This window comes from Plantibacter cousiniae (nom. nud.) (assembly GCF_977070315.1).
In genome coordinates this window covers 540,803-552,036 of record NZ_CDRVEU010000001.1, presented here as the reverse complement: position 1 = coordinate 552,036, position 11,234 = coordinate 540,803, and the positions used below count along the sequence as shown (strand labels likewise).

At 59.3% G+C, this 11,234-nt stretch carries 9 protein-coding genes; 7 read left to right on the top strand and 2 right to left on the bottom strand.

Features of this window, described 5'->3' with window-relative positions; translation table 11 throughout:
• Positions 1 to 225: 225 nt before the first annotated feature.
• From ACW55A_RS02500 to ACW55A_RS02475, 6 genes are all read left to right on the top strand, one after another.
• Positions 226 to 2,739: a glycosyltransferase family 2 protein gene (locus ACW55A_RS02500; RefSeq protein ID WP_498810516.1), complete on the top strand. Its 2,514-nt coding sequence runs from the start codon at positions 226 to 228 to the stop codon at positions 2,737 to 2,739.
• Between the two features lie 99 nt (positions 2,740 to 2,838).
• Positions 2,839 to 3,990, top strand: a complete 1,152-nt coding sequence (gene dapE / locus ACW55A_RS02495) for a succinyl-diaminopimelate desuccinylase (RefSeq protein ID WP_044309249.1) — start codon at positions 2,839 to 2,841, stop codon at positions 3,988 to 3,990.
• Positions 3,990 to 4,799, top strand: coding sequence for a putative RNA methyltransferase (locus ACW55A_RS02490; RefSeq protein WP_003433405.1), 810 nt, complete (start codon positions 3,990 to 3,992; stop codon positions 4,797 to 4,799). The genes dapE and ACW55A_RS02490 overlap by 1 nt, the downstream gene beginning before the upstream one ends.
• A gap of 19 nt (positions 4,800 to 4,818) precedes the next feature.
• Complete coding sequence (locus tag ACW55A_RS02485; RefSeq protein ID WP_003433406.1) at positions 4,819 to 5,196, top strand: hypothetical protein; 378 nt, start codon at positions 4,819 to 4,821, stop codon at positions 5,194 to 5,196.
• 177 nt (positions 5,197 to 5,373) lie between these two features.
• Positions 5,374 to 7,875, top strand: coding sequence for a glycerol-3-phosphate 1-O-acyltransferase PlsB (gene plsB / locus ACW55A_RS02480; protein ID WP_044309248.1), 2,502 nt, complete (start codon positions 5,374 to 5,376; stop codon positions 7,873 to 7,875).
• Positions 7,876 to 8,192: 317 nt separating this feature from the next.
• Positions 8,193 to 8,882 carry a DUF4197 domain-containing protein gene (locus tag ACW55A_RS02475; protein ID WP_003364891.1) on the top strand — a complete coding sequence of 230 codons (690 nt, stop codon included), beginning with the start codon at positions 8,193 to 8,195 and terminating at the stop codon, positions 8,880 to 8,882.
• Positions 8,883 to 8,953: 71 nt separating this feature from the next.
• Here the strand turns inward: ACW55A_RS02475 and ACW55A_RS02470 are convergent, their stop codons facing one another.
• Positions 8,954 to 9,763 (bottom strand): class I SAM-dependent methyltransferase, encoded by an 810-nt coding sequence (locus tag ACW55A_RS02470; protein WP_003364894.1) that lies wholly within the window; start codon positions 9,761 to 9,763, stop codon positions 8,954 to 8,956.
• Between the two features lie 96 nt (positions 9,764 to 9,859).
• Between ACW55A_RS02470 and ACW55A_RS02465 the strand changes: the two genes are divergently transcribed.
• Positions 9,860 to 10,483, top strand: coding sequence for a hypothetical protein (locus tag ACW55A_RS02465; protein WP_498810512.1), 624 nt, complete (start codon positions 9,860 to 9,862; stop codon positions 10,481 to 10,483).
• An 11-nt stretch (positions 10,484 to 10,494) separates the two neighbouring features.
• On the opposite strand, the gene ACW55A_RS02460 is transcribed toward ACW55A_RS02465, so the two are convergent.
• Entirely contained in the window at positions 10,495 to 11,184 is a 690-nt protein-coding gene (locus ACW55A_RS02460; RefSeq protein WP_455808872.1) for an extensin-like domain-containing protein, read from the bottom strand.
• Positions 11,185 to 11,234 lie beyond the last annotated feature (50 nt).

Below are 11,234 nucleotides of genomic sequence, written 5' to 3'. Positions count from 1 at the left end.
ACTTGTTCCCGGCAGGCGAGGTCGTTGTCCGTTGACGAGCTGCCCCAGAGACTCAAGGGAAGTAAAAAATAATGATCTCAGAACGCGATCAACGCTGACTGCTTAAACGCCATTCCGTTTTTGGAAAAGCCCGAGGAAAAGAGTCTAAGCATTGCAAACGGCAATGAACGAGGACGACTAAGGTTAATCAACGCGAAGGGAACTCGCGGCACCGGCGCAACAAGCATGGAGCACATTGCAGACATGGATGAATATTCAAACAAGGCAGGCACGTGGCTGAAAAACCTGTTCAAAACCAGGTTCAACTATCCGCCCAACTGGCCTGCAATGATCTCTGGCGTGGCCTACGCCCCTTTTCGACCGGGCCAAAGCCCCTACAAACAGATTTTTCCGACGCGTGATCAGATAAGAGAAGACCTGCTGCTACTTCGAAGCATTACACGGAATATAAGAACGTACTCGGTGGGAGGGACATTGATGCATATCCCCGAACTCGCTGAAGCACTGGGCATGAATGTCACGCTTGGCGTGTGGATAACAGAGGATGAAACGCACAATATCGAGGAAATAAATGCAGGGATCGAACTCGCCAACCGTTACTCCAGCGTGCAACGTCTGGTCTTGGGAAATGAAGTCCTGTTTCGTGATGATGTTCCCATCGACCTGCTTATTCTCTATCTGCAGACCGCACGACGCGCCGTCAATGTGCCTGTTTCGACCTCCGAGATATGGACACAATGGTACGAGACGCCGGAACTCGTCAGGCATGTCGACTTCATTGCCGCCCATATTTTGCCTTTCTGGGAAAGCGTTTCAGCGCTGGACGCGACCGCGATCACTCTGGCACACGCGAACGAACTGAGAACGAGATTCCCCGACACCCCCCTCATACTTTCCGAGATTGGCTGGCCGAGCAAGGCCATTGCCAAGAGGCGGATGACGACCTCTGACGCAGAGCACTCGATATACCTGCGCAACCAGATTCCATTACTGGATCAGCACGACCATGACTATTTCGTGATAGAAGCCTTCGATCAGCACTGGAAGACTGAAGAAGGTCTGCCCGGGCCTAATTGGGGTTTGTTCGATGCAAAGCGCAGATTAAAACTGCACATCAACGGCCCGGTAAAAATGCCGGTCAACATGCTCTCGGAAATACTCAGGCTTATCACCCGCCTTAAACCGGAGTCGTGGCCTACAGGCGCCTTGATAATCGTGCTGGCTTATTGCGTATTGTCAGGGTTCGGCATGCACTACTCACAGCCACTGCCCGCCTGGCTCGCGCTGCCTGTCGCCTTTATCTGGGCTGCCAGCGTGCTGACTTACGTGGGTATCGAAACGCACGAATTCCTCGAAGCCTGCTGGGGACCGGACACCCCACGGTCTTTCCGCCCCGTCCATCGTCCTGTTGGTCCCGCCCCGAAAGTTTCCCTGCATGTTCCGTGCTGCAACGAACCTCCGGATATGGTGAAACGGACCCTCGACTCGTTGCAAAAGCTGGACTACCCGGACTTCGAGGTGCTGGTCATCGACAACAATACTCAGGACCCGGCCATCTGGAAGCCTATCGAGCGATACTGTCAGCAGCTCGGCCCTCGGTTCCAGTTTTTTCATGTCAGTCCACTTCCCGGATTCAAAGCGGGTGCACTTAACTATCTCCTGAGACATACCGCTGAAGACGCAGAAGTAGTGGCAGTCATCGACGCTGATTACTGCGTCCATCGACAGTGGCTCAAACATATGGTGCCCCACTTCACGGACCCGAAGGTTGCAGTCATTCAATCGCCACAGGATTATCGCGACGGTCACGAAAGCCTGTTCAAGTATTGCTGTCAGGCCGAGTACCAAGGTTTTTTTAACATCGGCATGGTGATCCGTAACGATCACGATGCAATTATCCAGCACGGCACCATGACACTGATCCGCCGATCAGCACTGGACCGACTGGGCTGGGCGGAGTGGTGCATATGCGAAGACGCCGAACTTGGCCTGCGTATGCTGGAAAGTGGTTTCTCCACGGGTTACGCCGCTATCAGCTATGGCAAAGGGCTGACTCCCGATACGTTCATGGACTTCAAGAAACAACGATATCGCTGGGCATATGGAGCTATGCAGATCGTCAAGCGGCACGCCGGAAGCCTGATTGCAGGAAACTGCGCGTCCCTGAGCGCGATGCAACGCTACCATTTCATCGCGGGGTGGATGCCGTGGGTGGCAGAAGGAATGAATTATCTGTTAACGCTGGCTGCGTTGGCCTGGTCGATGGCAATGATCCTTAAGCCCGAGACTTTCGGGCCGCTGCCATGGATATTTTCCACGTCGTTGATACTGATGTTTGCCCTGCGCTCGTTAAAGATGATTGTGCTCTACCGGCAGTTGGTCAGCACACACACCAAAGAGGCACTGGCGGCGATACTGGCCGGCATGGCGCTTTATCCGACCTTGGGCAAGGCAGTGCTGGCGGGGCTTTTCACCTCGGCAATGCCTTTCTACAGAACGCCCAAACATACCTCTGCAAACCGGATCGGACAAAACCTGCTCGATGTAAGGGAAGAACTGTCTACCTTGGCGATCTCCTGGATCGCGATTGTGCTTTTGCTCACAGGCAGGGCATCCATCGATACGAATTCCGGTTTCTGGATAACCATGCTGTTCGCACAATCACTCCCTTATCTGGCAGCCATTACCATGGCAATCCTGTCCGCTCGCGCAACCCGCCCCGCCCCATCCACAACCTGACCTATCCACAGCGCACGATAAACGACGGCCTCAGGTCGTCGTTTTGCTTTAAGATATCTGCCTTTTCGCGCCCAAAGTCTTGCTACCGGAGTTCTGTACATGACGGCCCCAGCCGACCTCTCGCCCACCCTCCAACTCGCCTGCGATCTGATCCGCCGTCCTTCAGTGACGCCGGTCGATGCCGATTGCCAGACCGTGATGATGCAGCGCCTGGGCGATGCCGGCTTCAAGCTGGAGCCAATGCGTATCGAAGACGTCGACAACTTCTGGGCCACCCACGGCACCACCGACGGCCCGGTGCTGTGTTTCGCCGGTCATACCGACGTGGTGCCGACCGGTCCGGTACAGAACTGGCAGAACGATCCGTTCGATGCGTTGATCGACGAGCACGGCATGCTCTGCGGGCGCGGCGCGGCAGACATGAAAGGCAGTCTGGCGGCCATGCTGGTGGCGGCCGAGCGCTTTGTCGCCGATCATCCTGATCATAAGGGCTCGGTGGCATTTCTGATCACCAGCGACGAAGAAGGCCCGGCGCATCACGGCACCAAGGCTGTCGTAGAGCGCCTCGCGGCCCGTAACGAGCGTCTGGACTGGTGCATCGTCGGTGAGCCTTCGAGCACCACACTGGTCGGCGATGTGGTCAAGAACGGTCGACGCGGCTCGCTGGGGGCCACGCTGACGGTGCGCGGCAAGCAAGGCCATGTGGCTTACCCGCATCTGGCGAAGAACCCGATTCATCTGGCCGCGCCGGCCCTGGCCGAACTGGCCGCCGAGCACTGGGACCATGGCAACGATTTCTTCCCGCCGACCAGCTTCCAGATCTCCAACCTGAACGCTGGCACCGGCGCCACCAACGTCATCCCGGGCGATCTGGTGGCGGTCTTCAACTTCCGCTTTTCCACCGAATCGACCGTCGAAGGCTTGCAGCAGCGCGTTGCCGACATCCTCGACAAGCATGAACTGGACTGGCACGTGGACTGGGCATTGTCCGGCCTGCCATTCCTGACCGAGCCGGGCGCGTTGCTGGACGCCGTGTCCTCAAGCATCAAAAGCGTCACGGGCCGTGACACCAAAGCCTCGACCAGCGGCGGAACCTCCGATGGTCGCTTCATTGCCACCCTCGGTACCCAGGTGGTCGAGCTGGGGCCGGTCAACGCGACGATCCACCAGGTCAACGAACGTATTCTGGCCAGCGATCTGGATGTGCTGACCGAGATCTACTACCAGACCCTGGTCAAGTTGCTCGCCTGATGCTGACCTGCCCGATCTGCTCAGCGCCGCTCAGCACTGCCGACAACGGCGTTGTGTGCCCGGCCAATCATCGCTTCGACCGCGCCCGTCAGGGTTATCTGAACCTGTTGCCGGTGCAGCACAAGAACAGCCGCGACCCTGGCGACAATCAGGCCATGGTCGAGGCGCGACGCGACTTTCTCAACGCCGGGCACTACGCTCCGGTAGCCCGGCGTCTGGCTGAACTGGCCGCCGAGCGATCCCCCGCGCATTGGTTGGACATCGGCTGTGGCGAAGGTTATTACACCGCGCAGATTGCCGAAGCCTTGCCTCATGCCGATGGCTATGCGCTGGACATCTCCCGTGAAGCGGTCAAGCGCGCCTGCCGTCGTGACCCGACGCTGACCTGGATGGTCGCCAGCATGGCGCGTGTGCCACTTCCGGATGCCAGTTGCCAGTTTCTGGCCAGCGTGTTCAGCCCCCTGGACTGGCAGGAAGCCAAACGCCTGCTGACCCCAGGCGGCGGACTGATGCGGGTCGGCCCGACCAATGAGCATCTGATGGAGCTGCGTCAGCGGCTCTATGATGAAGTGCGCGATTATGCCGATGACAAGCACCTGTCGCTGGTGCCGCAAGGCATGCAGCTGCAACACAGCGAAACCCTGCGCTACACGCTGAAGCTGATCGACGGCCAGTCCCGCGCCGATCTGCTGGCCATGACACCGCACGGCTGGCGCGCCAGCGCCGAACGTCGGGCAGCGGTCATCGAGCAACCAGGACCTTTCAAGGTCACCGTTTCCATGCGCTACGATTATTTCGTGCTGCAATAAGCATTCAACAGAGGCCCCCATGCGCCAACCCGATATCGAGATTTACCTGAAAGACGAAGACGTCGATCACAAGGCCATCGCCCAATGGCTCGGCGACGCGCTGGGCTCCTGCAGCGAATGGAAGCAGAAAGGCCAGACCTGGAAATGCACAGCGGGCACTGTGGCCGTCACCTGGCTGCCCAAAGCGGTCGGCAAATGGAACAGCCTGCATCTGGACAGCGACCAGACCCCGTGGGAAGACGACATCGCCTGCGCCCGCGCTGCATTCAAGGCCTTGAACGTTGAAGTACGTTGCGCCCCGGGCACCTGGGTTGAAGAAGAAAGCGACGAGACTGCCGATCGCTGGATACGCGTGAGTGCCGACGGCGAAGAAGAGATAACCTGGAGAACCTCGTAGGATTTTTCGCTGCGACGTTGCCGATGCGTGCCGTCGTGAGGTGAACCCGGCTCGGTACGCGGTCATTCAGACTTGATCCGTTCAGCCGGCATACGGCGCTTTTGCCGATCGCTGCGGGATACGTCACACTGGCGCCCATCCAGGGCAATCGCCCGCCCCTCACTCAGCAGAAGCCGTATGACCCGTTCTCCATTCCGTCGTCTTGTGTTCGGCACCCTGCGCCGGTTGTTGTATCTCTGGGTTCGCTCGGAAACCATCAATCAATCGTCTTTCACGCTGAATCTGGACCGCAGTCGCCCGGTGTTCTATGCACTGCAATCGCCGTCGATCAGCGATCTGGCAGTGATCGACACAGAATGCCGCAAGGCCGGTCTGCCTCGTCCGGTGCTGTCGGTGGCGGTCGGTAACCTGATTGAGCCCGCCGCATTCTTTTACCTGACCCCCTCCCCTGACTGGCTCGGTCGCCAGGACAAGCGCGGTGCGCCCCCGACGCTGGAGCGTGTGGTTGCAGCCATCAGCCAGAACCCCGGCGAAGACGCGCAGATCATCCCGGTCAGCGTGTTCTGGGGCCAGTCACCTGACCGCGAGTCCAGTGCCTGGAAGCTGCTGTTTGCCGACAGTTGGGCGGTGACCGGTCGCTTACGCCGTCTGGTCAGCATCCTGATTCTGGGCCGCAAGACCCGCGTGCAGTTTTCTGCGCCGATTCACATGCGCGAACTGGTGGGTGAAAACAAGGGTTACGAACTGACGCTGCGCATGACTCAACGTCTGCTGCGCGTGCATTTTCGCAACCTGAAAAGCGCCGTGATCGGCCCGGACGTTTCGCACCGGCGCACGGTGGTCAAGGGTCTGCTGGATGAGCCACTGGTCAAGCAGGCGATCATCGAAGAGGCCGAGCGTGAACACATCACCCAGGAAAAGGCGCGGGAACGGGCACTGAGCTACGGCAACGAGATCGCCTCGGACTACACCTATTCGGTGATCCGCTTCATGGAAGTGGTCCTCAGCTGGTTCTGGAACAAGATCTACGATGGCATCAAGGTCAGCCACATCGAAGGCGTTCAGGAAGTGGCGCCGGGACATGAGGTCATTTATGTACCTTGCCACCGCAGCCATATCGATTATCTGCTGCTGTCTTACCTGCTGTTTCGCAACGGCCTCACGCCGCCGCACATCGCCGCCGGCATCAACCTGAATATGCCTGTGGTCGGCAGCCTGCTGCGACGTGGCGGGGCATTTTTCATGCGCCGCACGTTCAAGGGCAACCCGCTGTATACGGCGGTGTTCACCGAGTACCTGCACACGCTGTTCATCAAGGGCTTTCCGGTCGAATACTTTGTCGAAGGCGGCCGTTCGCGCACCGGGCGCATGCTGCAACCGAAAACCGGCATGCTCGCCATCACTCTGCGCAGCTTCCTGCGCAACTCGCGGATGCCCATCGTCTTCATTCCGGTGTACATCGGCTACGAGCGTGTTCTGGAGGGCCGCACCTACCTGGGCGAGCTGCGCGGGGCAACCAAGAAGAAAGAGTCGATCTTCGATATCTTCAAAGTCATTGGCGCGCTGAAAAAGCGCTTCGGCCAGGTCTCGGTGAACTTCGGTGCGCCCATCAAACTGGCCGAGTTCCTCGATGGCGAGCAACCGGACTGGCGTGAACAGCAACTGGACCCGCAATTTCGCCCCGAATGGCTGAGCGAGACCACGCACCGCCTGGGTGAGCGTGTGGCCCAGCACCTGAACGAAGCCGCTGCCGTCAACCCGATGAACCTGGTTGCCGTGGCGTTACTGTCGACGCAAAGGCTGGCGCTGGACGATCAGGCCATGGAGCGGGTTCTCGACCTGTACCTGACCCTGCTACGCGCCGTTCCGTACTCCCCGCACACGACGCTGCCCGAAGGCGACGGCCGCTCGCTGATCGAGCATGTCAAAGGCATGGACCTGCTCGCCGAGCAAAAAGACGCGCTGGGCAAAATTCTGTACCTGAACGAACAGAATGCGGTGTTGATGACCTACTACCGCAACAACGTTCTGCACATCTTCGCCCTGCCGTCGCTGCTGGCGAGCTTTTTCCAGAGCTCGTCGCGCATGACCCGCGATCAGATCCTGCGCTACACACGTGCGCTGTACCCGTTCCTGCAATCGGAGCTGTTCATTCGCTGGCCGCTGAACGAACTGGATGAGGTGGTCGATCAATGGCTCGCTGCGTTCGTGGAACAAGGTCTGTTGCGCTTCAAAAAGGACGCCTACGTGCGCCCCGAGCCCAGCTCGCGCGAGTTCGTCTTGCTGACCCTGTTGTCGCGCGCCATCGCCCAGACCCTGCAGCGCTTCTACATGGCGATCGCCTTGTTGCTCAACAGCGGGCAGAACACGCTGAGCCCCGAACAGCTCGAGGATCTGTGCACGGTCATGGCCCAGCGCCTGTCGATTCTGCACGGCCTCAATGCGCCGGAGTTTTTCGACAAGAGCCTGTTCCGGCACTTCATTCAGACCCTGCTGGACCTGGGCGTGCTGCGCAAGGACAGTGCCGGCAAGCTGAGCTATCACCCGATGCTGGGCGAACTGGCGGAAGGGGCGGCCAAGCGCGTATTGCCTGCCGAAATCCGTCTTTCGATACGGCAAGTGGCCTTGCACAGCAACGAAGAGGAGCAGGACGTGGGAAGCGATCAAGAGCCAGCGTAGGGCTTTTCCGTAATCTGGCAGGGATCTTTAGACGAGTGTTTTGTGCTGTCTGGACCCTGCTAGGGTTGGGTGTGTACCAATGACTGGTGCCTATCAACTCAGGCAGCCTGCTGATCCGTTCAACACTGAATGCTCCCTTCAACGGTGCGCCTCGGCGCGCCGTTGTCGTTTCACAAAGCTTCATCCCCTCGACATCGATTGACATCCATCGCTAACGGGTGCAAGTGCCTGTCGCGACTTCCTGATACGCTTGCTCACGCACCGCACCACTATTGCCCCGGGTTCAGGTCAGAACCCACTTCAACAAGGACGCTCTCATGCTTCGTTTTTCGTTCTCCCTGGCCGGCCTGTGCGCTGGCCTTCTGCTGTCGGCCAACGTTTTCGCTCTGTCGTTGAGCGACCTCTCGCAATCGGACGCAACCGGTGGACTCAAGGATGCCCTGACTCAGGGCGCACAGGTCGCCGTCAAACAGCTCGGCGTTCCCGGTGGTTTCAGCAAAAATGAAGAGGTGCGCATCGAGCTGCCGGGCAAACTCGGCCAGATCGCGAAGAAGATGAAAATGCTGGGCATGGGCACTCAGGTCGATCAGCTGGAAACCAGCATGAACCAGGCCGCCGAAGCCGCCGTGCCTCAAGCTCAGGCACTGCTTGTGGATGCAGTGAAGAAGATGAGCGTAACCGACGCCAAGGCCATTCTCAGCGGCGGCAAGGACTCGGCCACCCAGTACCTGAGCAGCACCAGCCGCGAGCAGATCCGCGCCAGGTTCCTGCCTATCGTCAAGAAGTCCACCGATCAGGTGGGTCTGGCCCAGAAGTACAATGCCTTTGCCGGCAAAGCGGCGGCGCTTGGCGCGCTTGACAGCAAAAGTGCCAACCTTGAAGGCTACGTGACCGAACAAGCGCTGAACGGGCTGTTCGAAATGATCGCCAAACAGGAAGAAAGCATCCGCGCCAACCCTGCTGCTGCCGCTACGGGCCTGGCGAAGAAGGTATTTGGCGCGCTTTGAGTGCAAGGTCTGCGCCTGTATTCACGGGCGCCTCTGCGTTTGACTCGGGCCCGGGCCGTTGAGAACAGGCGCTATGCACCGCTTTCCTCTGCGGCTGCCTTGGGCTTCAAGGCCTTCTTCGGGTAAATGTCGTAGCGGCTGGATTTGCCGTCCAGCGCATAACCTGGCTTGAGGCCGTCGATGCAGGGGGCCTTGCGCGGGCGTTTGACCACCACGCGGTGGGTGGCAAGCGCCAGTGCTGCCTCAAGCAACGCAGGCGCGTCCATGTCATCACCGACCAATGGCCGGAACAGACGCATTTCCTTTTTCACCAGTGCGGTCTTTTCCCGGTGCGGAAACATCGGGTCCAGGTAGATCACCTGAGGCGGCTCCCCTGTCCAGGCGCGGATGATATCGATCGAGTTGCCGGTCAACAGGCGCATCCGGGCGATGATAGAACCGACATCTCGATCACCGCGCCCACGGGCCAGACCGTCTTCCAGCAATGCAGCGATGATCGGCTGACGCTCGATCAGGCTCATGTCGCAACCGAGACTCGCGAGCACGAACGCATCCTTGCCAAGGCCTGCCGTTGCGTCCAGCACGCTGGGGCGAATGCCTGGCTGAATACCGACCGCTTTGGCAATCATCTGCCCGGTCCCACCACCGAACAGCCGCCGGTGAGCGACTGCGCCCTCGACAAAGTCGACACGTACAGCGCCCGGTGCATCATCGCCCAACTGCTGCAATTGCAGCCCGTCGTCAGTCAGTTGCAGTGCAAAATCAGCGTGCGCATCGCTCAACGGCAGGCCCAGGCGCTGCGCCCATTGCGCCGCCTGCTCCTGCTCGCCAACGGCCAGGGCTTCGACCCGGATACGACTGCCTGCTTGCTGCTCAATCATTGCGTCTACACACTCAAAAATTGTTAATGATCGGCAAAGTCTGCCGATAACCAAGTATCCGGCATTTTGCCAGACCCAAGGCCAGTACTGATCGCTATGTCAGAGATTGTTCAATCATCCATCGGCTATTTGTCGCACTCAGGCGACTTTAGCGTACGCAACAGCCGCACACTGGGTGGTGTGACACAGCTGTGGTCGGATGCATTTGCCCGGGCGATGGCGGATCAGGTCAGTGAAAGCGCTTCAGTACCCGTACACCCGGCGGCTGTTGAGGTGGATGTAGAAACAGGCGAGCCGGTCGCTGGCGCCAAAACCCTGAGCAAGATCGTCGAGCAACGTACCTGCCCGGTCACCGATACCGAGGTCAAGCCTCCAGAGCCGCTGTTCCTGCCGATTGCCGAGTTTGACCTTGATCTGCTGCCTCCGCCTGCAGAGCCGTTCAGCATGGCTGAAATGATCGAACAGCAACGCCATCTGGAGTTCGAGAGCCACTGGGTACGCCCTACCGTTCTGAACCCTTATGACGATAGCGTCAAACCAGGCCCAGGCCCGCAGCCACGCCCCCTGCATCTGCCGATTGCCGAATTCGAATGGGAACTGGCCGACAAGCCTGCCCAACCTCTGGATGAGCAGACCATCGCCGCCCAACAGCGCCAGTTCGACTACGAGAACGGCTGGGCACGTCCGCTGATCCTGCAGAACCTGCGGATGGCGGCATAAGCCCCGAACACTTACCTGCACACCGACCAGCGCCCCATGTCGACGTGAAAATGATCGCGATGCGCCGCGTTGTACTCAGGCCCGAGCACCGTGCTGAAGTTTTTGCAGGCACCGTCACGTAACAGCCTCAGAAAACGCCCCTTTTCCCCCTCGTCGCCCCAATCCTTGAGAACAACGATGCGCTGACCGTCTGCCAGGCGAAAACCTGCCATGTCCAGCGCATTGGCCGTGGCGTGCTGGCTGAGCCGAGCATTGGCGCGGTTGTAGATGTTGCGGCAGGCAAAGCTGCCCAAATGATCGATCCGCGCTACCCGCTGGCCGAAAACAGCCTGGGCGGCGGGTTGCAAGGTGTGAATATCAAACAGCGCATAGGCGACCGCCAACTGGCAACTGGCCAGAAAACTGCTGCTCAGCGCCACGTCGCCACCCTGAATGCGCAGGGTATTTTCCAGAGGGCAACGGGCAGAAGGATCACTGTCGGCCTGGCGACTGAAACGCAACCCTGACGAACTCAGCACCTGATCGCACAGCGCGGGATCATTTTGCAGTCGCGACAGCTTGTAAGACGTCAGAAAGTTGGGCTCGGCCCGCACATCCAACGGCGTCCACGGGTTCCAGCGCTCGGGTACATCGACCCAACCGCGCCAGACGGCGAACGCCCCCATTGCACAGAGCAGCAGGAATACCAGCAGCACGCGCATGCTTAACCCTTGACCCGCGCAACGGGTGCGAATCGAACAGAAAATCTGTG

What these genes read in the sequence shown, in the direction of transcription:
- ACW55A_RS02500 (WP_498810516.1), top strand. Translation starts at nt 226, where the DNA reads ATGGAGCACATTGCAGACATGGATGAATATTCAAACAAGGCAGGCACG.
- dapE (WP_044309249.1), top strand. Translation starts at nt 2,839, where the DNA reads ATGACGGCCCCAGCCGACCTCTCGCCCACCCTCCAACTCGCCTGCGAT.
- ACW55A_RS02490 (WP_003433405.1), top strand. Translation starts at nt 3,990, where the DNA reads ATGCTGACCTGCCCGATCTGCTCAGCGCCGCTCAGCACTGCCGACAAC.
- ACW55A_RS02485 (WP_003433406.1), top strand. Translation starts at nt 4,819, where the DNA reads ATGCGCCAACCCGATATCGAGATTTACCTGAAAGACGAAGACGTCGAT.
- plsB (WP_044309248.1), top strand. Translation starts at nt 5,374, where the DNA reads ATGACCCGTTCTCCATTCCGTCGTCTTGTGTTCGGCACCCTGCGCCGG.
- ACW55A_RS02475 (WP_003364891.1), top strand. Translation starts at nt 8,193, where the DNA reads ATGCTTCGTTTTTCGTTCTCCCTGGCCGGCCTGTGCGCTGGCCTTCTG.
- ACW55A_RS02470 (WP_003364894.1), bottom strand. Translation starts at nt 9,763, where the DNA reads ATGATTGAGCAGCAAGCAGGCAGTCGTATCCGGGTCGAAGCCCTGGCC.
- ACW55A_RS02465 (WP_498810512.1), top strand. Translation starts at nt 9,860, where the DNA reads ATGTCAGAGATTGTTCAATCATCCATCGGCTATTTGTCGCACTCAGGC.
- ACW55A_RS02460 (WP_455808872.1), bottom strand. Translation starts at nt 11,184, where the DNA reads ATGCGCGTGCTGCTGGTATTCCTGCTGCTCTGTGCAATGGGGGCGTTC.